The sequence below is a fragment of the Lysinibacillus sp. NPDC096382 genome (assembly GCF_044762845.1).
Lineage (GTDB): Bacteria > Bacillota > Bacilli > Bacillales_A > Planococcaceae > Lysinibacillus.
In genome coordinates, this window is the sequence record NZ_JBIWFC010000001.1 from 273,992 (window position 1) to 298,202 (window position 24,211).

Annotated in this window: 28 protein-coding genes; all 28 read left to right on the forward strand. The window is 37.9% G+C overall.

Annotated elements, in window-relative coordinates; genetic code table 11:
• The first annotated feature begins 11 nt into the window (after positions 1 to 11).
• The 28 genes from fliG to ACIQZA_RS01425 all read left to right on the forward strand — a co-directional run bounded on the left by fliG (position 12) and on the right by ACIQZA_RS01425 (position 24,196).
• Positions 12 to 1,025, forward strand: a complete 1,014-nt coding sequence (fliG, locus tag ACIQZA_RS01290; protein WP_400934278.1) for a flagellar motor switch protein FliG — start codon at positions 12 to 14, stop codon at positions 1,023 to 1,025.
• Complete coding sequence (gene fliH / locus ACIQZA_RS01295; RefSeq protein WP_400934280.1) at positions 1,018 to 1,806, forward strand: flagellar assembly protein FliH; 789 nt, start codon at positions 1,018 to 1,020, stop codon at positions 1,804 to 1,806. The genes fliG and fliH overlap by 8 nt, the downstream gene beginning before the upstream one ends.
• 5 nt (positions 1,807 to 1,811) lie before the next feature.
• On the forward strand, positions 1,812 to 3,137 hold the full coding sequence (fliI, locus tag ACIQZA_RS01300) for a flagellar protein export ATPase FliI (RefSeq protein WP_132357440.1): 1,326 nt from the start codon (positions 1,812 to 1,814) through the stop codon (positions 3,135 to 3,137).
• Between the two features lies 1 nt (position 3,138).
• On the forward strand, positions 3,139 to 3,588 hold the full coding sequence (gene fliJ / locus ACIQZA_RS01305) for a flagellar export protein FliJ (RefSeq protein WP_400934283.1): 450 nt from the start codon (positions 3,139 to 3,141) through the stop codon (positions 3,586 to 3,588).
• A 4-nt stretch (positions 3,589 to 3,592) separates the two neighbouring features.
• Positions 3,593 to 4,201 (forward strand): MotE family protein, encoded by a 609-nt coding sequence (locus ACIQZA_RS01310; protein WP_132357438.1) that lies wholly within the window; start codon positions 3,593 to 3,595, stop codon positions 4,199 to 4,201.
• Between the two features lie 24 nt (positions 4,202 to 4,225).
• Positions 4,226 to 5,491, forward strand: a complete 1,266-nt coding sequence (locus tag ACIQZA_RS01315) for a flagellar hook-length control protein FliK (protein WP_402880087.1) — start codon at positions 4,226 to 4,228, stop codon at positions 5,489 to 5,491.
• A gap of 2 nt (positions 5,492 to 5,493) precedes the next feature.
• Positions 5,494 to 6,180, forward strand: coding sequence for a flagellar hook assembly protein FlgD (gene flgD, locus ACIQZA_RS01320; RefSeq protein ID WP_402880086.1), 687 nt, complete (start codon positions 5,494 to 5,496; stop codon positions 6,178 to 6,180).
• A 15-nt stretch (positions 6,181 to 6,195) separates the two neighbouring features.
• Complete coding sequence (locus tag ACIQZA_RS01325; RefSeq protein ID WP_400934520.1) at positions 6,196 to 6,567, forward strand: TIGR02530 family flagellar biosynthesis protein; 372 nt, start codon at positions 6,196 to 6,198, stop codon at positions 6,565 to 6,567.
• Positions 6,568 to 6,644: 77 nt separating this feature from the next.
• Positions 6,645 to 7,613, forward strand: coding sequence for a flagellar hook-basal body complex protein (locus tag ACIQZA_RS01330; protein ID WP_400934288.1), 969 nt, complete (start codon positions 6,645 to 6,647; stop codon positions 7,611 to 7,613).
• A gap of 114 nt (positions 7,614 to 7,727) precedes the next feature.
• Entirely contained in the window at positions 7,728 to 7,949 is a 222-nt protein-coding gene (locus ACIQZA_RS01335; protein WP_400934290.1) for a flagellar FlbD family protein, read from the forward strand.
• Complete coding sequence (fliL, locus tag ACIQZA_RS01340) at positions 7,939 to 8,367, forward strand: flagellar basal body-associated protein FliL (protein ID WP_142507465.1); 429 nt, start codon at positions 7,939 to 7,941, stop codon at positions 8,365 to 8,367. Before ACIQZA_RS01335 ends, fliL begins: the two co-directional genes overlap by 11 nt.
• A 32-nt stretch (positions 8,368 to 8,399) precedes the next feature.
• A complete protein-coding gene (fliM, locus tag ACIQZA_RS01345) occupies positions 8,400 to 9,395 on the forward strand; it encodes a flagellar motor switch protein FliM (RefSeq protein ID WP_049668449.1) in 996 nt (331 codons plus the stop codon).
• Positions 9,388 to 10,626, forward strand: coding sequence for a flagellar motor switch phosphatase FliY (fliY, locus tag ACIQZA_RS01350; protein ID WP_400934292.1), 1,239 nt, complete (start codon positions 9,388 to 9,390; stop codon positions 10,624 to 10,626). The genes fliM and fliY overlap by 8 nt, the downstream gene beginning before the upstream one ends.
• Before the next feature lie 21 nt (positions 10,627 to 10,647).
• The gene (locus ACIQZA_RS01355; RefSeq protein ID WP_049668450.1) at positions 10,648 to 11,010 is read left to right on the forward strand and encodes a response regulator; all 363 of its coding nucleotides are present in this window, start codon (positions 10,648 to 10,650) and stop codon (positions 11,008 to 11,010) included.
• Positions 11,011 to 11,020: 10 nt separating this feature from the next.
• Entirely contained in the window at positions 11,021 to 11,689 is a 669-nt protein-coding gene (locus ACIQZA_RS01360; RefSeq protein ID WP_402880084.1) for a flagellar biosynthetic protein FliO, read from the forward strand.
• Positions 11,686 to 12,351 (forward strand): flagellar type III secretion system pore protein FliP, encoded by a 666-nt coding sequence (fliP, locus tag ACIQZA_RS01365; RefSeq protein ID WP_142507462.1) that lies wholly within the window; start codon positions 11,686 to 11,688, stop codon positions 12,349 to 12,351. The genes ACIQZA_RS01360 and fliP overlap by 4 nt, the downstream gene beginning before the upstream one ends.
• Before the next feature lie 13 nt (positions 12,352 to 12,364).
• Positions 12,365 to 12,634, forward strand: coding sequence for a flagellar biosynthesis protein FliQ (gene fliQ, locus ACIQZA_RS01370; protein ID WP_142507461.1), 270 nt, complete (start codon positions 12,365 to 12,367; stop codon positions 12,632 to 12,634).
• Positions 12,635 to 12,638: 4 nt separating this feature from the next.
• Positions 12,639 to 13,415, forward strand: coding sequence for a flagellar biosynthetic protein FliR (gene fliR, locus ACIQZA_RS01375; RefSeq protein ID WP_142507460.1), 777 nt, complete (start codon positions 12,639 to 12,641; stop codon positions 13,413 to 13,415).
• A gap of 1 nt (position 13,416) precedes the next feature.
• Positions 13,417 to 14,505, forward strand: a complete 1,089-nt coding sequence (flhB, locus tag ACIQZA_RS01380) for a flagellar biosynthesis protein FlhB (RefSeq protein ID WP_142507459.1) — start codon at positions 13,417 to 13,419, stop codon at positions 14,503 to 14,505.
• Between the two features lie 23 nt (positions 14,506 to 14,528).
• Positions 14,529 to 16,562 (forward strand): flagellar biosynthesis protein FlhA, encoded by a 2,034-nt coding sequence (gene flhA, locus ACIQZA_RS01385; RefSeq protein WP_402880082.1) that lies wholly within the window; start codon positions 14,529 to 14,531, stop codon positions 16,560 to 16,562.
• On the forward strand, positions 16,559 to 17,755 hold the full coding sequence (flhF, locus tag ACIQZA_RS01390; protein ID WP_142507457.1) for a flagellar biosynthesis GTPase FlhF: 1,197 nt from the start codon (positions 16,559 to 16,561) through the stop codon (positions 17,753 to 17,755). The genes flhA and flhF overlap by 4 nt, the downstream gene beginning before the upstream one ends.
• A complete protein-coding gene (locus tag ACIQZA_RS01395) occupies positions 17,752 to 18,627 on the forward strand; it encodes a MinD/ParA family protein (RefSeq protein WP_400934299.1) in 876 nt (291 codons plus the stop codon). Before flhF ends, ACIQZA_RS01395 begins: the two co-directional genes overlap by 4 nt.
• The gene (locus ACIQZA_RS01400) at positions 18,628 to 19,782 is read left to right on the forward strand and encodes a protein-glutamate methylesterase/protein-glutamine glutaminase (RefSeq protein WP_402880081.1); all 1,155 of its coding nucleotides are present in this window, start codon (positions 18,628 to 18,630) and stop codon (positions 19,780 to 19,782) included.
• A 14-nt stretch (positions 19,783 to 19,796) separates the two neighbouring features.
• A complete protein-coding gene (locus tag ACIQZA_RS01405; protein WP_402880080.1) occupies positions 19,797 to 22,199 on the forward strand; it encodes a chemotaxis protein CheW in 2,403 nt (800 codons plus the stop codon).
• A 27-nt stretch (positions 22,200 to 22,226) separates the two neighbouring features.
• Positions 22,227 to 22,673 (forward strand): chemotaxis protein CheW, encoded by a 447-nt coding sequence (locus tag ACIQZA_RS01410; RefSeq protein WP_132357422.1) that lies wholly within the window; start codon positions 22,227 to 22,229, stop codon positions 22,671 to 22,673.
• Positions 22,674 to 22,682: 9 nt separating this feature from the next.
• A complete protein-coding gene (locus tag ACIQZA_RS01415; RefSeq protein ID WP_132357421.1) occupies positions 22,683 to 23,315 on the forward strand; it encodes a chemotaxis protein CheC in 633 nt (210 codons plus the stop codon).
• The gene (locus ACIQZA_RS01420) at positions 23,316 to 23,822 is read left to right on the forward strand and encodes a chemotaxis protein CheD (RefSeq protein WP_142507454.1); all 507 of its coding nucleotides are present in this window, start codon (positions 23,316 to 23,318) and stop codon (positions 23,820 to 23,822) included.
• On the forward strand, positions 23,822 to 24,196 hold the full coding sequence (locus ACIQZA_RS01425; RefSeq protein WP_142507453.1) for a hypothetical protein: 375 nt from the start codon (positions 23,822 to 23,824) through the stop codon (positions 24,194 to 24,196). The genes ACIQZA_RS01420 and ACIQZA_RS01425 overlap by 1 nt, the downstream gene beginning before the upstream one ends.
• The last annotated feature ends 15 nt before the right edge of the window (positions 24,197 to 24,211 follow it).

The window sequence follows — 24,211 nt, forward strand, 5'->3', positions numbered from 1 at the left end:
GAGGTTAGGCTGTGTCCAAGAAAGATAAGGAATTAACCGGAAAACAAAAGGCCGCTCTCTTGTTAATTTCATTAGGGCCTGAGGTTTCAGCCTCTGTCTATAAACATTTAACAGAAGAAGAAATTGAACGTTTAACTTTAGAGATTTCAAGTGTTAAAAAAGTAGAAGCAAATGTTAAAGAGGAAATTATTGAAGAATTCCACAATATTGCACTTGCTCAAGATTATATTACACAGGGTGGTATTGGTTACGCGAAGACAGTATTGGAAAAAGCACTTGGTGTAGAACAGGCGCAAACAATTATTAATCGTCTAACATCTTCTTTACAAGTGCGTCCATTTGACTTTGCGCGTAGAGCTGATCCAGCACAAATTTTTAACTTTATTCAAAATGAACATCCACAAACAATTGCCCTTATTCTATCTTATTTAGAGGCAGGGCAAGCGGGTGTTATTTTATCTTCATTACCACAGGAAGTACAAGCTGATATTGCTAAACGTATTGCTGTAATGGAATCCACTTCACCAGAAGTTATTAGTGAAATTGAATCGGTTTTAGAGCGTAAACTATCATCAACTGTTACACAGGATCACACGGAAACAGGTGGCGTTGACGCAGTTGTTGAAGTGTTAAATGGTGTAGACCGACAAACGGAAAAAACGATTCTCGATGCACTCGAAATTCAAGATCCAGAGCTTGCTGAAGAAATCAAAAAACGTATGTTTGTATTCGAGGATATTGTTACACTTGACAACCGTTCGATTCAACGTGTTATTCGTGATTGTGAAAATGAAGACTTACTGCTTTCAATGAAAGTTTCAAGTGAAGAAGTAAAAGATATTATTTTCCGCAATATGTCACAACGCATGGCTGAGACATTTAAGGAAGAAATGGAAATTATGGGACCTGTACGTTTACGTGATGTAGAGGAAGCGCAATCTCGAATTGTTGCTGTCATTCGTCGCTTAGAGGATGCTGGTGAGATTATTATTGCACGTGGTGGAGGAGATGACGTCATTGTCTAGAATCATCCGTTCTGTATACACACAGTCCAATGGCGATCATGTCAAAAAAATTCAAATTCGTGACATGTTTGAAATGCAAGAGGTAGAAGAAGGAGAAAATTCACCTCAAAAACAAATGACTATGGAAGAAGTGCTAGAAGAGCGCGAACGTTTATTTGCAGAGGCTAGAGCTACTTTACAGGCTGAACGTGAAGCTTTTGAACAAGAAAAGCAAATGTTTTTTCAGGAAATTGAACATTTAAAGCAAGGTTGGGAAGAAGAACGACCTAATCGAGTGCAAGAAGCTTATGATGAAGGATTCGGTCAAGGCTATGAGGACGGGATAAACAAAGCTTCTGAAGCGATGGCACAATCTCTCCAAACGGCCAATGAAACAATCATTCATGCGAGGGAAAATGCTCGGAAATATATTGAAGATCAAGAATCGATTATTTTAGAGCTAGGCTTAACTGCAGCAGAGCGAATTATTGATGCATCTTTAGAGCGAGACAACGAATTGTTTGTTTCAATCGTTCACAGAGGACTTAAAGAAGCGAGAGAAATGAAGGAAATAAAAATTTACGTTTCGCCAACCTACTATGCTTTAATAACTGCTAATCGGGATGAACTAGCTGAAATGTTCCCAACTGACGTACCATTTATGATTTTTGTAAATGAGGAGTTAGAAAATGAAACAGATTGTTATATTGAAACAAATCATGGCCGTATTGTTGTAAGTATTGATGAGCAATTGAATGAACTAAGATTAAAGCTACATGAAATATTAGAAAGTAAGGAATGATCTAGATGAAAACGGCTCAATTAATCGAACAAATTCCTCAAATACCAACCTTTAAAAAATTTGGTAGAGTAACTAGAGTTGTCGGCTTGATGATTGAGTCACAAGGTCCAGATAGTTCCATTGGTGATGTTTGTAAAATTCATGTGGAAACTTCTAAAAACGGCCATCAAATCATCTTAGCAGAGGTTGTAGGCTTCAAAGATGAAATTGTCGTCTTAATGCCTTTTACTTCTCTTCGGGAAATATCAATAGGCTGCCTAGTCGAAGGTACAGGGGCACCACTTGAGGTAAAAGTGGGCCCTGAGCTAATCGGTAAGGTACTTGATTCTATGGGGAATCCAATAGATGGAACTGTATTACCGAAAGGATTAATGACAGTTCCGACAGAGCAGGATCCACCCAATCCGCTAACGCGCCCACCTATTAATGAAAGACTTGAAGTAGGTGTTAAAGCAATTGATGGCATGCTAACAGTGGGTAATGGACAACGTGTTGGTATTTTCGCTGGCTCTGGGGTCGGGAAAAGTACATTGCTCGGTATGATTGCGCGAAATACCCAAGCAGATTTAAATGTAATTGCGCTAATTGGGGAACGTGGTCGTGAGGTTCGTGAGTTTATAGAGCGTGATTTAGGACCAGAGGGTTTAAGTCGATCTATAGTAGTAGCTGCTACCTCTGACCAGCCTGCACTAATGCGAATTAAAGGGGCCTTTACCGCAACAGCGATTGCCGAATATTTTAGAAATCGCGGCTTAAATGTCATGTTGATGATGGACTCTGTGACTCGTGTTGCTATGGCGCAGCGTGAAATCGGTCTTGCGACAGGTGAACCACCAGCTCAAAAAGGATATACACCATCTGTATTTGCCATTCTACCTAAACTATTAGAACGTACAGGTACGAATGAGAAAGGTTCTATTACTGCCTTTTATACAGTGTTAGTAGATGGTGATGATATGAATGAGCCGATAGCAGATACGGTGCGAGGGATTTTAGATGGTCATATAGTCCTTGATCGAAACCTTGCTAATAAAGGTCAATATCCAGCTATTAATGTATTAAAAAGTGTCAGCCGTTTGATGAATCATGTGGCAGAGCCAGAGCACAAAAAGGCTGCAGAACGATTAAGGGAGCTCTATTATACATATGACAAGTCAGAGGATTTAATTAATATCGGTGCCTATAAGACAGGAACATCAAAAGAGATTGATGAAGCCATTTACTATGAACCGCTCATTACCGCTTATTTAAAGCAGGGCTATTTAGATAAGGTGACCTTAGAGGAAAGCAAGAATGAGTTAATTTCATTATCGATCGGTGGTGGAAAATAGGGTGGTAAGCTATATATATCGTTTTGAAAAAGTGTTAACCATTCGAGAGCAAGAAAAAAATGAAACAGAAATTGCCTATAAAGAATCTGTACGTTCTTTTGAAGAAATTGCAACTAAGCTATATGACTTGTTAAAAAAGAAAGAAGATTTAATAGAGTTTCAGCAGGAGCGTTTAGCTGTAGGTTCATCAATAGAAGAAGTTCATCACTATGCACGGTTTATTGATAGCCTCGAAAAAACAATTGTTGATGTACAGCAAAAAGTTGTTCAAGCTCGTGCAAAAATGAATTGGCACGAAGAAAAATTATTAGAAAAAAACTTGGAAGTACGTAAATTTGAAAAAATGCGAGAGAAAGATTTTAAAGTGTTTCAGCAGGAACAGGATCGTATCGAAGGCATTTTTTTAGATGAGATTTCATCGCTGACGTATAACAAGAGAGAAATCAGGTGATTTCATGGCGAAAACAGACAATCGACTTAAAGCAGAATTAGTAGAACAACCGCCTAAACGTAAATCAGGAGGCTTGCGAAAGTTTTTTACGTGGTTTGTAATACCTATCATGTTCGTAGCGGCAGTTCTACTTGTTGTTGCAACCCTTATGAATACGAATGTCTTTGATTTAGGGAAGAAGGCAGTTCAAAGCTTACCATTCGTTCCTTCAGAAGAACAACAAGCAAAAGATGCTGTAGTTAATAATGATTCAAAAGTTGTAAAGTTACAGGCCGAAATACAAGAAAAAGAAGCAGAAATCGTACAGCTTCAAAAAAAGATGGATACGGCAACAACTGAAAAAGAAAAGTTAACGACAGAAAATGAACAGTTAAAATTTGAAATGGAGAAATTAAATAGGGAGCAAAGTGACGTAAAGCGTGACTTTACTGATATTTTAAAAACATTTGATAAGATGTCCCCTAAAGCAGCAGCGCCAGTTCTTATTAAAATGAGCGATACTGAAGCACTTCGTATTTTAACAAACTTAAAACCAGATAAATTAGCCGCGATTTTAGAAAAAATGGATCCACAAAATGCAGCGAAATATACAGAAATGATGGCTAAACAATAAGAAAATCTGAAGGGAGGTGAAAAAATGGATGTAGCAATGATGCAAATGATGTCTAAGCCTATGCCAACTAAAGCAGCGGCTACAAAACCTACAACATCAGGCGATTCCAATATTAAAGCTAATGGACCGTCGAACAAGTTTGGGTCTGTTTTTGGACAGATTATTTCTTCTTCAAATCAAATACAGCAGCCTACACAGTCAGCAGATACAAAAGATACCTCTGATTTGACAGCAGTTTTAAATGCTGAATCTATAGAAGACGTACTAGACTTACTGGGGATTCCACACGACGATGGCTTGTTAATGCTTCAAATTGGTGATGAAGGCAAAGCTGTTGCAATAGATGAAATGTTAAATCTAAATAACCTAATGGATGCATTGGGGATTGATGCCGAGCAGCTTCAAAAATTAGTACAACAGTTGCTAGGCGAAGATAAAGAAGCAAAAGATGTTTGGGAGCTTTTAGCACTAGTAGACGCTCAGGCACCAATGCTTCAAACGCAAATCGTAACAGCTTTACAAGGTGAAGGAAAAGTGACGCCAAAGGAAGCAGCGCCATTACTTCAAGTGTTAAAGTTAGCACAATTAGTTGGGCAAAAAACGGACTTAACAGCATCACAAGAAAACTTGCTAACTGACATAAAAAGTCTTTTGACAACGATTCAAACACAAGTAGAAACGACTCTATCTGAACAGCAAGTAACAACTAAAACAACAGTGACACTTCCGTTGCAAGGCTTCCAAAAAGTCGTTCAACAAGTTCAGGTTACAAAGCAGACAGATACAAGTGCTAATGAAATGGTGACTTCTAATACAGTCCAAACAAAAGCAGACACGTTCCAAGTGACACTGCCAGCAGCAAAGCCAGCACAGTCTGAGGCATTTTTGAAAGAGATGCAAGCAATCATCAATAGAGCCCAAATCTCGAATGCACAAGGTATTACGCGCTTAACATTGAAATTGTATCCAGAAAATCTAGGAACAATACGTATCGAGCTTGTGCAAAATGACGGTGTCCTGACAGCAAGACTACTCGCTTCAACAGCTCAAGGACGTGAATTACTTGATAGTCAGGCACATCAATTAAAGCAAGCCTTTGTACAGCAAAATATTCAAGTTGATCGACTCGATATTGCTCAATCATTGCAAGACGCAGATCGCCAACAACGCGACCAAAGCTTCTTCAATAATTTCTTTAAGCAACAACAGCAAGAAGAGCAAGAGCAAAAAAACGACGATGATGATGAAGGTAAATCATTTAGTGATTTTTTAATAAGTGAGGAGGTGTAAAGATGGCAGATGCAACGTCTAATACAAAACCAGTAAGTACAAATGTAACAGATGACTTTTATTATTCCAACTATAAGAAGCCAACGAAGCAAACGGGTAATAGTGACCTTGGCAAGGATGCGTTCCTAAAATTATTAATTACGCAATTACAACACCAAGATCCAACAAATCCAATGGACGACCGAGAATTCATTTCTCAAATGGCCCAATTCTCTTCGCTAGAGCAAATGCAAAATATGACAAAAGCGATGGAATCATTACTTGCCTCACAGCAGCAAACACAGCTTATGAATTATACATCATTTGTTGGTAAGGAAGTAAAATGGCATGAGGTAACGGATAAGCTAGATGACAAAGGCAAACCGGTTATTAATGAAGGAACAGGCACAATTAAATCGGTGAAGTTTGTAGATGGTAATGCAGTGTTTGAACTAGCAGATGGTAAAGAATTAACGCCTGGTAATATTTCAGCTATTTTAGGCGGTTCGAGTGATAATGCAGTAACAGAATCAGAATCTCCACTTGTACAAGCTAGCAAACTAATTGGTAAAAAAGTTACGTATATGGACGGCGAGCAAGAACTACAAGGACGTATCGTTTCTGTAACGAATAAAGATGGCGTCATTCAATATGTTTTAGACAATGACAAAAAATTAACAGATAAAGAATTTACCGTAATCAGCGAATAAAGGTGGAGAAGAATGATGGATAAGTTTTCAATTCATCGTGTACCATTGCATCCATCTATTCGCCAGGCACAACCTAAGCCAATAAACGCACAGCAATCGTTTAAAGCTCATTTGCAAGAAGCTACCAATCAACAAGAGTTAAAAGTGAGCAAGCATGCTCATGAACGTATTATAGAGCGTAAGATAGCGATTTCTGAACAAGAATGGCAGGTTGTATCGGACAAGGTATTTGAAGCACACTCAAAAGGTGTCAAACAACCATTAGTCTTGATGGATCAAGCAGCTCTAATTGTCAGTGCTAAAAACGCAACTGTCATTACAGCGATGGACCGCACGGAAGCAAAGCAGCAAATATTTACAAATATAGATGGCACTATCGTGCTATAAGGGCTGGACCTTCGAAAGGAAGCCTAGGTGTGCTGATTGATAGAGGCACACAATATAAATGAAGGGAGAACGACATTATGTTACGTTCTATGTATTCAGGTATTTCAGGTCTTAAAAACTTCCAAACAAAACTGGACGTTATTGGTAATAATATTGCTAACGTTAATACAGTTGGTTTTAAAAAAGGACGTGTTAATTTTAAAGATTTAATGTCTCAAACAACAGCAGGCGCAGCTGGATCTACTGCGACGCGTGGAGGTGTCAACCCAAAACAAGTAGGTTTAGGTTCACAATTAGCTGCTATCGATACTATCCACGGTGGTGGATCCTTACAGGGTACAGGACGTGGACTAGATTTAGCTATTGAAGGCGATGGTTTCTTTATGGTGGCTAATGCGAATGGCGCTCCAGACGAAACTTCTGGATTTATTGATGAAGATGGATTCAATAACACGTTATTCACACGTAATGGTATTTTCTACATGGACAACAATGGCTACTTAGTAAATGCAGATGGGAAATATTTAGTTGGGGTCACTGCGGGTAAAGATATTGTTACCGAGAAGGATGATAAAGGTATTTTAGCGGATGATGCACCAAATGCATCTGGTGATGAAGGTGCTAATTTATTTGATGATGCAGGAGTGTTAACACCTGCTAATGGTACTGTAGGACCTATTCGTATCCCGACAACAGCTAAAGAAGTAAATATCGGACCTGATGGTAATATTACTTATCAAGATTTAAACGGTGATCTACAGTGGGCTGGACAGCTGGTAATGGCTAAATTCCCGAACGCTGGTGGTCTTGCTAAAGTAGGTGGTAATTACTATCAACAAACTACAAACTCAGGTGTAGCATATGCACAAGTAGCTACTGTAGCAGGTATGGGTCAAGTTGTTGCGGGAGCGGTAGAAATGTCTAACGTCGATCTTTCTGAAGAGTTCACAGAAATGATTGTGGCGCAACGTGGTTTCCAAGCCAATACACGTATTATCACAACTTCTGATGAAATTCTTCAAGAGCTTGTAAATTTAAAACGCTAAGTAATTTGTAAGTAAAGAAACACAGTTAAGATTTCAAAGTGCTCAAAACTAAAAACATAATTTCATATGAGGGAGGGTCGGGCCGGCTCTCGTGCTAGACCCGGCCCTATTTCAATGATTGAACTAACACGTTTAAATGGCAAAGCATTTACATTGAATGCTTTATACATAGAAACGGTCGAATCTTTTCCAGATACGACCATTACATTAACGACTGGAACCAAAATCATTGTTTTACAGAGTGAAGATGAGGTGCGACAAAAGGTATCAGCCTTTTATAAAAATATACAAATACTATCAAACCCGCATCTACGAGGTGAAGAAGATGAAGAATAACAAAATGTTAACGATGATTATCATCGTACTAGTAGCAATTATACTTATCGGGGGTATTTGCTTTGCATTATTTACTCAATTTAATAAGCCAGCAAAGACTCTTGAGCCAACTATTGATGAAATCGTAGAAGCTTCTGTTGAAATTCCGGAAATTACTACAAATCTAGCTGATAACAAAGTTGTACGCTTTTCGTTAAAAATTCAAACATCAAGTAAAGATGCTGCTGCTGAATTAACGAAGCGTGATTTCCAAGTGAAAAATATTGTTATTCAAGAGCTTTCCGAGATGGAGCAAAAAGATTTAGAAGGTAAGCAAGGAAAACAAGTTTTCCAAAAATCATTAAAAACAAAAATTAATGAATTGATGCAAGAGGGAGAAGTTCAGGAAGTTTATTTTACCTCCTTCATCACCCAATAATTAAAGAAACTGCTTGAAATGGAGGTGGGCAAATGGCAGGAGATGTGTTATCTCAATCCGAGATAGATGCGCTGCTTTCCGCAATATCAACCGGGGAAATGTCAGCGGACGACATGAAAAAAGAGGACGAGGGGCGCAAGGTTAAAGTGTATGACTTTAAACGAGCACTTCGTTTCTCAAAAGATCAAATCCGAAGTTTGACCCGAATACATGAAAATTTTGCACGATTACTGACAACCTTCTTTTCTGCACAGCTAAGAAGCTATGTGCAGATTACTGTTGCATCAGTGGACCAAATACCATTTGAAGAGTTTGTACGTTCGATTCCGAATATGACACTCATTAATGTGTTTGAAGTGCCACCATTAGATGGTAATATATTGATGGAAATAAACCCAAACATCGCCTACTCGATGTTAGATCGTTTAATGGGCGGTAGTGGGGCGAGTCATAGTAATGTGGATAACTTAACAGAAATTGAAACTAAAATTATGACAAACCTTTTTGAACGTTCATTCGACAATTTACGCGAGGCATGGGAAAATGTTGCGGAAATTGATCCAATTTTAGTAGAACTTGAGGTCAACCCTCAATTTTTACAAATGATTTCACCAAATGAAACAGTTGTCGTTATTTCCTTAAATACGATCATCGGTGAGACAAGCGGTATGATTAATATTTGTATCCCGCATGTTGTATTGGAGCCAATAGTTCCAAATCTTTCTGTTCGTTACTGGATGCAGACTAATACAAAAGAGATGTCTCCAGAGCAAACAAAAATGCTTGAAACACGTGTGAAACAAGCACAACTACCTGTTTCCGTTGAACTAGGTATTACAGACATTACCATTGAGGATTTCCTCACAATGCAAGTTGGAGATGTTATTCAATTAGAACAAAAAATTGAAGATCCACTACTGTTAAAAGTAGGGACATTACCGAAATTTACAGTTCAACCAGGAAAACAAGGCAAAAAATTAGCAATCCAGATTATCGACCCTTTGAAAGGAGGAGACGAAGATGAGTGATGAAATGCTCTCCCAAGAAGAAATTGAAGCGTTATTAAGGGGCGAAACGTTGGAAGATAAAAACAGCGGCACTGAAGCTTCTACAAATGAGGAAATTAATGATTTAAAAGTAGAGGATTACCTCGATTCGTTTGCCCAAGATGCGTTAGGTGAGGTAGGAAATATATCTTTTGGTAGCTCTGCAACGGCGCTTTCAGCGTTACTAGGTCAAAAAGTAGATATTACTACCCCAAGTATTTCAATGATTAACCGAAATAAATTAGAAGAGGAATTTCCTCATCCTTATGTAGCCGTACAGGTTGAATATACAATCGGGTTAACAGGTATGAATTTACTTGTTATTAAGCAATCCGATGCAGCGATTATTGCTGATTTAATGTTAGGTGGAGATGGCTTAAATCCGAAACCAGATTTAGGTGAAATTCAGCTAAGTGCCGTGCAAGAAGCTATGAATCAAATGATGGGTTCTGCGGCTACTTCAATGTCGACAGTATTTAATAAAAAAGTGGATATTTCTCCACCTACTATTGATTTAATGAATATTTCTCAAAACGAAGGACGAGAAAATATTCCTGAAGATGATTTACTCGTAAAAGTATCGTTTAGATTGAAAATTGGTAATTTAATTGATTCGAATATAATGCAATTATTGCCGCTGAAATTTAGTCAAAACATTGTAAAATCTCTGTTAGGAGAAACAGAATCAATCGGTGAACCTGTGGCTGCAACAATAGCACCTGAAGCGCCAGTAGCTCCTGCGCCTGTACAACCACAAGCGACTATGCAACCGCAAGCGCCAGTAGCACCACAGCCTGAACAGCCAGTATATCAACAGCAGACAGCTCCTGTGCAGCAACCAATGTATCAAGAGCAACAACAGATTCCTCAAGCAACAAGACCTATGCAACCGGTCAATGTTCAACAAGCACAGTTTGCTAGTTTTGATCCAAATGTTATCTCGCAATCTGAAGCTAGAAATTTAAATATGCTACTTGATATTCCATTGCAAGTTACTGTAGAGTTAGGACGTACAAAGCGTTCTGTAAAAGAGATATTAGAACTATCTAGTGGTTCGATTATTGAACTAGATAAATTGGCTGGTGAACCAGTTGATATTTTAGTAAATAGCCGTTTAATCGCTAAAGGTGAAGTCGTTGTTATTGATGAAAACTTCGGTGTCCGCATTACAGATGTTTTAAGTCAAGCAGAGCGTTTAAATAATTTAAGATAGTTTCAATTGGAGGAGTTAACCATGTCTAAAAGAATTTTGATTGTAGATGATGCCGCATTCATGCGCATGATGATCAAGGATATTTTATCGAAAAATGGGTTTGAAGTTGTTGGAGAGGCTGCTGATGGTTTACAGGCAGTTGAAAAGTACAACGAATTAAAGCCAGACCTAGTAACAATGGATATTACGATGCCAGAAATGGACGGTATTGCTGCGCTTAAAGCAATTAAAGGTTCAGATCCAAATGCAACTGTCATTATGTGTTCGGCAATGGGACAACAAGCAATGGTAATCGATGCAATTCAAGCTGGTGCGAAAGACTTTATTGTGAAACCTTTCCAAGCTGATCGTGTAATTGAAGCGATTCAAAAAGCTCTAGGATGATTGAATGCAAATGTTAAAATCATTTCGTCTAACGATGATTTTCGCATTTCTTGTAACCTTCCTGTTTTTGTACCCTACAACGACTTCTGTATATGCAGAATCTAACACGAATTCTGTGAGCGACTGCATCAAAAAAGGAGATTGTGAAGAAGATAGTACTCCAGCTGCTAAGAAAGATTCAGATTCACAAGCGGCTGGAGGTGTATCTACGTGGGAATACATAAAAATGGTGTTGGCGCTTATTTTTGTTGTAGCTTTATTTTATGGATTAATGAAGTTTTTAAATAGAAGAAATTTAAACTTTCAACGTAATCAATTAGTACAAAATTTAGGCGGTTTATCGTTAGGTGCCCAAAAGTCGGTACAACTATTACAAGTAGGTAAAACACTCTATTTAGTTGGGGTCGGTGATGATGTCCAGCTATTACGTGAAATTACTGATCCGGATGAAATTGCAACACTTTTAGCGCTATATAATGAACGACAAGAACTTGCAGCAACATCACCGTATATTGCAGAAGTATTATCTAAGTTTAAGAAAAAAAATAATGAAAGTTCAACAGTACAACAAAAACAAAACTCTTTTGGTGAGCTGTTCGAAAAAAAGATTTCCGAAATTAAACAGGAGCGCAGTGAAGAGCTGGAGAAATGGAAGCAAAAGGAGAATGATGATAAATGAATGATGTAATCAGTGTTTTTTCCAACAGCGACCCGACAAATGTCTCTAGCGCAGTGAAGCTTCTCTTGATGTTAACAGTTCTTTCACTGGCACCTAGTATTTTAATTTTGATGACATCGTTCACACGAATAGTTATCGTATTATCGTTTGTTCGTACTGCGTTGGCGACACAGCAAATGCCACCGAACCAGGTCATTGTAGGGCTTGCCTTGTTTTTAACTTTCTTTATCATGGCCCCAACATTTCAAGAGGTCAATAAAGAGGCATTACAGCCATTATTTTCTGAGGAAATTGGCATTGAAGAAGCGTACGATCGAGCCAGTGTGCCGTTTAAAGAGTTTATGAGTAAGTATACAAGGCCAAAGGATCTTAATTTATTTTTAAAGTATAATAAAGCAGAAACACCAGCATCTGTAGAAGAAATTCCACTGACAATGCTAGTACCTGCTTTCGCATTGAGTGAGATTAAAACAGCATTTGAAATTGGTTTTATGATTTTTATTCCATTCCTAGTAATCGACATGATTGTCGCAAGTACGCTAATGTCGATGGGGATGATGATGTTACCACCGGTTATGATTTCATTGCCGTTTAAGATTTTATTATTTGTACTCGTTGATGGTTGGTATCTTGTGATGAAATCATTACTACAAAGTTTTTAGGGGATGATACAGTATGACAGGTGAATTGGTTATTTCCATTGCAGAGCGTGCCATTATGGTTATCCTTCTAACAAGCGGTCCGCTACTATTAGTTGCTTTAATCTCTGGTTTAGCGGTAAGTATTTTTCAGGCAACTACATCGATTCAAGAGCAAACTTTAGCATTCGTGCCAAAAATCATCGCTGTATTAGCAGCCATCGTATTTTTCGGTCCTTGGATGTTATCACAAGTGACTAGCTATGCGAGAGACATTTTTGAGAATTTAACGCGTTATATAGGGTGAGTAGATGAATGAATTAATCCCGCATTTTACGGTTTTCTTATTAGTGCTTGTGCGCGTATCGGCATTTTTTGTCACGGTGCCTTTTTTCTCGTACAGAACGATTCCGCCACAAGTTAAAATAACGCTCGCATTAGTTTTAGCTTGGATGATGTATTACACAATTGACGTCGAACCATTTGTATTTAATGGTGATTACATACTTTTAGTGATGAAAGAAGCACTCATTGGACTGTTACTCGGTTTAGTAGGCTATATCATCATGTCGGCAATTCAAATTGCCGGAAGCTTTATAGATTTTCAAATGGGTTTTGCCATTGCCAATATTATTGACCCGCAAACAGGTGCACAAAGTCCATTGATAGGACAGTTTTTTAATACGCTAGCATTACTTTTTCTACTAGCTATAAATGGACATCATATGATTCTCGATGGAATTTATTATAGTTATCAATTTTTACCGATGGATCAAGGATTTCCTAATTTCGCAAATGATAATTATATAGAGTTTATCATCACAAAATTTACAGCTGTTTTTGCGATTGCCTTTCAAATGGCTGCTCCAGTAGTAGCTACTTTATTTTTAGTCGACTTGGCACTAGGAATCACGGCGAAAACTGTACCGCAATTAAATATTTTTGTTGTTGGTTTTCCTATTAAAATTGGTGTTAGTTTTCTAGTGTTATTCACAATGATGGCTGTAATGGTTCAAGTGATACAAAAGCTTATTACAATTATGATTTATGCGATGCGTGATGTAATGGCTATTTTAGGTGGTGGGTAAAATGTTGCTACTACTGGATTTAGATTTACAGTATTTTGCGGGAGAAAAAACGGAAAAGGCAACGCCCAAAAAACGACAAGATGCTCGAAAAAAAGGTCAGGTTATCAAGAGTCAGGATATTTCCAGTGCAATTGTCATGCTCATGGTATTTATCTTTTTATATTTCTTTGCAGGTTCAATGCTAGACGATCTTTTAGCTTTTTTTAAGCAAACTTTTATTCATAACATACGCGTAGAAACACTAACAATTGATAGTGTGATGCGCTTATTTACAGAAACATTGGCGCAAATGGCTTTTGTTATTGGTCCAATTATGGGAATTGCATTTGTTGGAGCGTTGGCAGGTAACTTTCTACAGTTCGGTTTTCTATTTACATTAGAACCAATGAAGTTTGATTTGAAAAAAATGGACCCGATCAAAGGGTTGAAAAAAATATTTTCTGTTAAAGCCATTATAGAGCTTATAAAGTCAGTATTAAAGATTGGCTTCATCGGTGGCGTTACGACAATTATAGTTTGGACAAATTTACCGAAAGTTTTGGCGTTATCCTTTAAAAGCCCATGGATAACTCTTATTACCGTGGGTAAGCTTGTTGGTATTATGGGGATTGCTGCTTCGCTTGTCTTACTATGTGTATCCCTTTTAGACTGGATGTATCAAAAATTTGATTACGAAAAAAATCTTAAAATGTCTAAGCAAGATATTAAAGATGAATATAAAAATAGTGAGGGCGATCCGCTGATAAAATCGAAAATTAAGCAACGCCAACGCGAAATGGCGATGCGTCGAATGATGTCAGAGATTCCAAACGCCGATGTTGTCATCACTAACCCAACTCACTATGCGATTGCCCTCAAATATGATGAGGAAAGTATGGAAGCCCCACGCATTGTTGCCAAGGGTACAGACTTTATCGCTCAAAAAATTAAAATGATTGCGAAAGAACATGATGTGATTATGGTTGAAAACAGGCCATTAGCACGAGCAATGTACGATCAAGTTGAAATCGGTGATCAAGTACCAGAAGAGTTTTTCAAAGCAATAGCCGAAGTGCTTGCTTATGTTTATCGAATTAAGCGGAAAATTTAAAGCTTTTTGTAGGAGGGACACAAATGAAAGTTCGCGATATAGGGGTTTTAGGTGCGGTTATTTTAATCGTTGCGATGCTCATCATTCCTCTTCCTCCGTGGATGTTAAGTTTCTTAATCGTCATTAATATTACATTAGGATTAATCGTACTGTTAACAGCAATGAGTATGAAGGAAGCGTTAGACTTTTCTATTTTCCCTTCAGTTATTTTATTGTTAACTTTGTTCCGACTCGGACTGAGCGTCTCTACAACACGTGCCATTTTAGCCAAAGGTGATGCTGGTGCGGTTGTTGAAACGTTTGGTGATTTTGTAGTCGGCGGGAATGTACTAGTTGGTTTAGTTGTATTCTTAATTCTTGTGTTAATTCAGTTTATCGTTATTACAAAAGGAGCGGAGCGTGTAGCTGAAGTAGCAGCACGTTTCACACTGGATGCGATGCCGGGTAAACAAATGAGTATTGATGCTGATTTAAATGCAGGAGTTATTTCTGAAAAGGAAGCACGTGAACGACGCGAAAAAGTAGCGGGTGAAGCGGACTTTTACGGAGCGATGGATGGTGCCACAAAATTCGTAAAAGGGGATGCCATTGCCTCTATGGTCATGGTTATTATCAACTTATTATTTGGTATCATCATCGGTGTTGTGCAGATGGGTCTTCCATTTGCAGATGCAGCGAATCATTTTTCTAAGTTAACAGTTGGGGATGGTATTGTCTCACAAATTCCTGCGCTACTTATCTCTACTGCGACAGGGATTGTCGTAACACGTGCATCTTCTAAGGGAAGTCTTGGTGAAGATATTACAGGGCAGCTTTTTGCTCAAGCGAAACTGCTTTATGTAGCTGGTGGAACAATACTTTTACTTGGATTTTTCACACCTATCCCTTTATGGATAACGCTTCCAATTGGTGGTTCGCTAATTGCTGGTGCTTATATGATGGACCATAAGAAACCAGAGGATGAAGAAGAATTACTTGAAATTGAGGAAGAAGTGGCAACAGACGGCATGAAGAGCCCTGAAAACGTTGTGAATTTATTAAATGTGGACCCAATCGAGTTTGAATTCGGCTATGGTTTAATACCGTTAGTAGATGCTGCTCAAGGTGGAGATTTATTAGATCGAGTCATTATGATACGTCGACAGTTAGCATTAGAATTAGGGATTGTCATTCCGGTTGTCCGTATTCGCGATAATATTCAATTACAACCAAATGAATATCGAATTAAAATAAAGGGTAACGAAATGGCACGTGGGGAACTTCTACTTGATCATTATTTAGCAATGAGTCCAGGAGATGATGATTCCATCGAAGGAATTGACACAGTTGAACCGTCATTTGGTTTACCTGCAAAATGGATTACTGAGCAAGTGAAAGAAGATGCCGAAATGTTCGGCTACACAGTTGTTGACCCACCGAGCGTAGTGTCGACTCATTTAACCGAAATGATTCGAGCAAATGCTTATGAATTACTCGGTCGTCAAGAGACGAAGCAGTTAATTGATCATTTACGTGAAACACATCCAATTTTAGTCGAAGAGCTGACGCCTACACCGTTATCGACTGGAGAAATTCAAAAAGTACTGGGTAAACTCTTACGAGAAAATGTTTCAGTGCGAAACTTACCAATTATTTTTGAGACGCTAGCAGACTATGCAAAGTTAACGAGCGATACCGATATATTAACGGAGTATGTACGTCAATCATTGGCACGTCAGATTACTTCTCAATACGTAGGAGACAACTCATCATTAAAGGTTATAACTGTTTCGGGTAAAGTAGAGAAAATGATTGCTGATAGTATTCAACAAACTGATCACGGAAATTACTTAGCGATGGATCCGCAAGATTCTCAAACTGTCTTGGAGACTATGGCTGCAGAAGTAGAACGCGTTTCCTTTATGGAACAATCTGCTATTATCTTATGCTCTCCAGCAGTTCGTATGTATTTACGTCAACTAACGGAGCGTTATTTCCCGCAAATTCCAGTTCTATCATACAATGAACTTGATGCTACAATTGAAATTCAAAGTGTTGGGGTGGTGAATGTTGAATGAAAATGAAAAAATATTATGCATCCTCCATACCAGAAGCGATGAAGCTTGTACGTGCTGAATTAGGTGAGGACGCTGTCATTTTGAATTCGAAAGTAGTCGTTACAAAAAAGTTTTTTGGAATTATTAAAAAGAAAAGTTTTGAGGTTGTTGCAGGGATTGATTCAATGGAGCCAGGTAATGTGGCTCCAGCACCTGCAGCTTTACCTATAACAACAGCTAAAAAAGAAAATGTAAGGTTACAAGAGATTACGAATGCTGTGCAAGCTAAAACGCACCAAGTACAGCCACAGAATGATGTGCCCTTGCATGAGGAAACTGGCATTTCTGAAGATTTGAGGAAGGAAATCGCAGATTTAAAATCTTTAATGCATTCTATGCATAAGAAGACTATCCAAGATCAATATCCCGATGAACTCTTACCCTTCATTGAATACTTAAGACAGCAGGAGCTAAGTGAGGAGCTCATCACAACGATTGGTGATGAGCTTTTTACGCATTTCAAAGAAGCGTCAGAAATCAATTTTTCTCAATGTAAGATGGTTACGAAAAATTTATTGCGCAAAGAGCTAGAGAATCTCCCAGTCGGGGGCTTATCCTATGACAAAAAATATATTAATGTTCTAGGTCCAACAGGTGTCGGAAAGACTACGACAATTGCTAAAATGGCAGCTAGAGCAGTTTTAGAAAAAAAGAAAAAAATAGGATTTATCACGACAGATACTTACCGTATTGCCGCAATTGAACAATTAAAAACGTATGCTGGACTGTTACAAGCTCCTGTCGAAATTGCCTATAATGCAACAGATTTTGAACAAGCAATCCATCGTTTGTCCCATTTAGATTTAGTGTTTATAGATACAGCTGGCCGCAATTATAAAGAGGTAAAATATGTAGACGATTTACAGCGTCTCATAAAATTTGATGATCAAGCTGAGTCCTTCTTAGTACTTGCTATGACAACGAAAGAAAAGGATATGGCAAACATTGTAGAGCAATTTAAGCAATTACCAATTGAAAAATTCATTTTTACAAAAATTGATGAAACAAATTCTATTGGCACAATGATTAATTTAATGATTAAATATAATAAAGGACTTGCTTACTACACGAATGGTCAAGAAGTACCAGAAGATATTGAGGAAGCTGATCTAGAAGCAGTACTAAATTTATTTTTTCAAGGTGAAGAAAAATGAGAGACCAAGCTGAAACATTACGCTTGAAAATGTTAAAACAGCAAGGCGAATTAGGCAGGGCAATTGCGGTTGTAAGTGGAAAAGGTGGAGTTGGTAAAAGTAACTTCACGATGAATTTTGCCATTACAATGGCCAATAAAGGGAAAAAAGTTGTCATCGTTGATATGGATATTGGTATGGGAAATATCAATATTTTAATTGGAAAAAATGCATCCTATAGTTTGAAAGATTACTTAGAAGGAAATAAGTTACTAGATGAGGTAATATTTGAAGGTCCTTACGATTTAAAGTATATTTCAGGCGGGTCTGGTATGTCGGGCGTCTTACAATGGTCAGAGATTATGTTTGATCGACTCATTCATGCATTTGAGCAGCTTCAAAAAAGCTTTGATTACATCTTATTTGATATGGGAGCAGGAGCAACTAACTGGTCATTAGATTTACTAACTTCTATAGATGAAATCATTGTTTTATCAACAGCAGAGCCAACTTCTATAACAGATGCCTATTCAATGATGAAATATATTCATACGAGAGATGTAGACAAGCAATTTTATATACTTTGTAATCGAGCTTATAGTAAAGAAGAAGGACTGGAAACCAATGAACGACTGAAGCGTTCGATGAAACGTTTTTTGGACAAAGAGGTTACAATATTAGGCTCATTACCTGAAGATTCTGTTGTGCGTAAGGCTGTGCGTGAGCAAGTGCCTTTTTCACTTGCCTATCCAGACGCGCTTATTACAAAGACGCTTCATCTTATAGTGGCACGTTTTATGGAATACCGTGTGGAGGAAGTTCATGCACATGATCAGTCAGCGGGTAATTTCTTAACTAAATTAAGAAGTATTTTTTCGAAAGGGCGTGATTAATTGGACTTTTTACATAAAAGCAAGCTATTAGTTGTTGATGATTCTGCTTTTATGAGAAAGCTAATTAGTGACTTTTTTGTTGGCAACTCGAAGGTTGAAGTAGTTGGAACAGCACGAAATGGGAAAGATGCGATAAAGAAGATTCAATCATTGCAGCCAACAGTTGTGACAATGGATATTGAGATGCCTGAAATGAATGGGCTTGATGCTTTAAAAGAAATTATGACTATATGTCCAGTACCTGTTGTCATGCTCTCAAGTACAACTCAACGAGGAGCAGAAAATGCCTTGTCAGCAATTGAACTTGGTGCAGTAGATTTTGTCGCAAAGCCGAGCGGAACAATTTCTCTTGATTTACATAAAATCCAAACCGAACTTGTTCACAAGGTTGAACAAGCATCATCGGTACCTATTTCAAAATTAAAAAAACCTTCTAGTAGTAAAAGACAACAAGAACATTCATTAATAGCGAGTACTGTTAGACGAGAATCTTTTAGTGAAGGCATAGTGGCTCCTCCTGTCAATGTTTTTCCGACAAGGGCAGAATTATCAAAGCCACATGTTGAATGGAATAAAGTAGGGCGGAAAATTGTACTGATTGGGACTTCTACCGGCGGACCTAGAGCATTACAAGAAGTAATAACAAAAATCCCAAAATCAATTCAAGCACCAATTTTAATTGTCCAGCATATGCCAGCAGGATTTACAAAATCTCTTGCAACTCGTTTGGATCAATTGAGTGAGATTACCGTAAAGGAAGCTGAGCAAGGAGATATTCTTCAAAATGGCACGGCGTATATTGCACCTGGTGGGTATCATTTAAAACTTAGAAAAGTAGGTACCTCCTTTGGCATAGTTCTTGATAATAATGAACCACCTAGATCTGGACATCGCCCTTCTGTAGATGTCATGTTTGAAGATGTCAGCCAATTTAATGATTTTGATAAAGTGGCAGTTATTATGACAGGTATGGGCCATGACGGCTCTGATGGACTAAAAGCACTAAAAAGTACTGGAAATGTGATTGCAATCGCTGAGTCAGCTGAAACTTGCATAGTGTATGGTATGCCGAAAGCAGCAGTGGAAACGCAGCTTGTCGATGAAGTAGCAGATGTAGATGATATTGCACAAACAATAATGAAATATTTGCCTTAAAGGGGTGTCCTCTTATGGAAGTCAATCAATATTTAGAGATGTTTATTGAAGAAAGTAAAGACCATTTACAAGCGTGTAGTGAACATTTATTAGAACTAGAAAAAAATCCAGACGATTTGGCGATTGTTGGAGAAATATTCCGCTCTGCGCATACATTAAAAGGTATGTCTGCGACAATGGGCTTTGAAGATTTAGCAGATTTAACTCATAAAATGGAAAATGTGTTGGATGCGATCCGCAATGAGAAAATCCATGTAACTCCTGAAATTTTAGATGTTGTCTTCGAGTCTGTTGACCATCTAGAAGAAATGGTAATGGACATTGCAAATGGCGGAGATGGAAAACGTGATGTATCTTCAACTGTTGCTCAATTAAAGCGTATTGAATTAGGTGAGGAAGCGATTCCTGAAGTAGTAGTAACTGCCGAGACACCAGCTACAGCTGTAGCAAGTGTGTTAGAGTATGACGGCTTTGAACAAACAGTTATTGCTCAATCTACTGAACAAGGTTTCAATGCATTTGAAATTTCAGTGCGATTACGTGAGGACTGTCTTTTAAAAGCAGCACGAGTATTTATGGTGTTTGAGATTTTAGAAAAAGATGGAGAAGTTATTAAATCAACTCCATCTGTAGAAAAGCTTGAAGACGGACAGTTCGACCAACAATTTTACGTAGCTTTCGTAACGAAAGAATCTGCTGAAGATATGCAGAAAAAGATTATGAGCGTTTCAGAAGTTGAAGAAGTTATTGTCGCAACTATTGAGACACCAACTACTGCTGTAGCAAGTGTGTTAGAGTATGACGGCTTTGAACAAACAGTTATTTCACAATCTGCTGAACAAGGTTTCAATGCATTCGAAATTTCAGTGAAATTACGTGAGGACTGTCTTTTGAAAGCAGCACGTGTATTTATGGTGTTTGAAATATTGGAAAAAGATGGGGATGTTATTAAATCAACTCCATCTGTAGATAAGCTTGAAGACGAACAGTTCGACCAACAATTTTACGTAGCCTTCGTAACAAAAGAATCTGCTGAAGATATGCAGAAAAAGATTATGAAAGTTTCTGAAGTCGAAGAAGTGATTGTCGCAACGATCGAACAAAAGCACCAGAGCGAAAAAGAACAAGCAATTCAAGAAGTAGTGGCAACAGCAACGGTAGAAGTTGAGGCTCAACCTGCTACCGCACCTAAAACAAATACTGCAACACCTACACCTGCAAAAGCAGTGGCGCCTGCTAAGGCTGAAAAAAGTCATGCGCCTGTAGGTAATAAAACAATTCGTGTAAATATCGAGCGACTTGATATATTAATGAACTTATTTGAAGAACTTGTTATCGATCGAGGACGACTACAGTCTATTGCAACTGAAGTTAACCATGGAGAGTTAAATGAAACAGTGGAACGTATGAGCCGCGTCATGGGTGACTTACAAACTATTATTTTAACGATGCGTATGGTTCCGGTTGAAACAGTATTCAATCGTTTCCCGAAAATGATTCGTCAGTTATCTCGTGATCTAAACAAGAAAATTAACCTCGAAATTATTGGTGCTGAAACAGAACTTGATCGTACCGTAATCGATGAAATCGGGGATCCTCTTGTTCATTTAATTCGTAATTCTGTTGACCACGGTATTGAAAATCCGACTGCTCGTCTTGCAAAAGGTAAACCAGAAGAAGGAACAGTTGTCCTGCGTGCTTATCATAGTGGTAACTATGTCTTTATTGAAATTGAAGATGATGGAGCAGGTATTAACCGTGAAAAAGTACTTGCGAAAGCTATTTCTAAAGGTATTGTTACACAAGAGCAATCATATTCAATGTCAGATAAGCAAATCAATGAGCTTATTTTGGCTTCTGGTTTCTCAACGGCAGATGTTATTTCTGACGTATCAGGCCGAGGTGTTGGATTAGACGTTGTTAAAACAACAATAGAATCATTGGGTGGAAATATTTCAATTGAATCTACACAAGATGTAGGATCAGTATTCTCGATTCAATTACCACTGACATTATCGATTATTTCTGTCATGCTAATAGAAATAGAGAAAGAGATTTATGCAATTCCACTTTCATCAATTATCGAAACTTCCATTATCCGTTCATCTGAAATTATGAATGCGCATAATCAAAAAGTAATCGATTTCCGTGGCAAAGTTGTACCACTAGTATTTTTAGAAGAAATCTTTGAGGTACCTCGCAAAGAACCACAGGGTGACGAATTCCATTCAGTGGTCATCGTTCGAAAAGGTGAGAAGCTTGCTGGTTTAGTTGTGGATTCATTCATTGGCCAACAAGAAATTGTTCTGAAATCATTAGGAAACTACTTAACGAATATCTTTGCAATTTCAGGTGCAACAATTTTAGGTAACGGAAAAGTAGCCTTAATTGTGGATTGTAACGCACTTATTAAATAAGGTGAATGAATAAGAGAGGTGTAAACAATGACAAATGCAGTGGAACAAGAAAGTATTAAAGTAATTGTTTTTCAACTAGCTGATAAAGAATATGCGATTCCAGTGTCACATGTACAAGGAATTGAAAAACTAATGCATATTACGCGCGTACCGAAAACGGCGAAATATGTAAAAGGTGTTATTAACCTACGCGGTGTCGTAACACCAATTGTAGATTTACGTGAACGGTTTGAATTACCTATCTCTGAGCACGAAGAAACAACACGTATTATCATTATTTCATTAGAAGATATGGAAGTAGGTTTCGTCGTAGACTCTGCAAATGATGTGTTAGACATCCCTGCTGACTCTATTGAACCACAGCCCGAAGTAGTAGGTTCATTGGAAGAAGAGTTTATTTCAGGGGTGGCTAAAATAGATAAACGATTATTAATTTTATTGCATTTAGAAAAAGTACTAAATCCACTAAAGTAGGGATCGATAATGACATATAATCAAAAGATTACATCACTACATTTAGATGTATTAAAGGAAATTGGTAATATAGGTGCTGCGCATGCGGCGACAGCACTTTCCAATTTACTCGGTAAAAAAATTGATATGCGGGTACCAAAGGTTGAAATGGTTTCATTTAATGACATGATGGAGCTTGCTGGCGGATCTGAGAATGTCGTAGTTGGAATCTATCTACGCATTGAAGGTGATGCTGAAGGTAGTATGTTCTTTATTCTGCCAATTGAACAAGCGAATCGTTTTATTCGTCGTCTCATATTTGATGAATCATTCGACTTTAAAAAACGACCTGTTTCAGAGTTAGGTTTATCAGCTATGCAGGAGATGGGTAATATTTTATCTGGCTCTTATTTATCGGCGTTATCTGACTTTACAAATTTAAAAATTTATCCAACTGTGCCGGGACTAAGTGTTGACATGTTTGGTGCCATTATTAGTATTGGTTTAATTGAATTATCACACGTTAGCGATAATGTTATCGTCATTAACACATCCATTTTTGAAGACGGTGTAGAGGATCAGGAAACAGTAAGAGGGCATTTCTTTTTATTACCAGATCCAGACTCATTTGATGCTATTTTTAAAGCATTAGGAGTTTCATAGATGATGCAAAACAGTGGTAATGGGCAAGTTATAAAAGTTGGAATTGCACAAATGGATGTAGTAAAGTTACCAAATACGATAAGAACATCAGGTCTTGGATCTTGTGTAGGTGTTATTTTATACGATGAATCAAAAAAAATAGCTGGTCTAATTCATGTGATGTTGCCAGATTCGAGTTTAGGTAGACAAGAGTCAATAAATGTGGCTAAATTTGCTGACACAGGCATTGCGGCAATGATTGACTTATTAAAGTTAGAAGGCGTTCAAAAATTCAAGCTAAAGGCAAAAATTGCGGGTGGTGCGCAGATGTTTCAATTTACTTCAGATAAAGATTCCATGCGCATCGGCCCGCGTAATGTAGAAGCTGTAAAGCATGAGCTAAAGCGTCATGGAATTCGTTTAGTTGCCGAAGACACGGGCGGAAATAGTGGTAGAACAATTGAATTTAGTCCTGCGACTTCGATATTACATATTCGAACGGTTAACCAAGGAGTGAGCGAAATATAATGTTTGGTTCTATTTTTTATAACCTATGGGGAGCATTAATTGCCTTTTCTATATATTTTTTTAGTACTTTTCTAAAACCTTATACACCATTACGTATTATCATAGGGTCATTTGTGGCGGGAATAATTGTGTTTTTCATCATGTATATTGTAAGATTTTTAATTGCCTACATTTTATTCACACCAGAGGATGCTGAAGAAGTCGTTGAAGGTGAGCATGAAGAAAACGAATCCGGCAATCGTGAGGAAGACAATCAAGAAACACCGACGGCCAGCTCTACCGTTGAGTTTCAAGATGAAAACTCAGAAGAAATTGCTCAAGTTGTACGTACAATGATGATTCGTGAGGATGATCCGCAATTAAATAATGCTTAAAAAATAGGAGTCGCG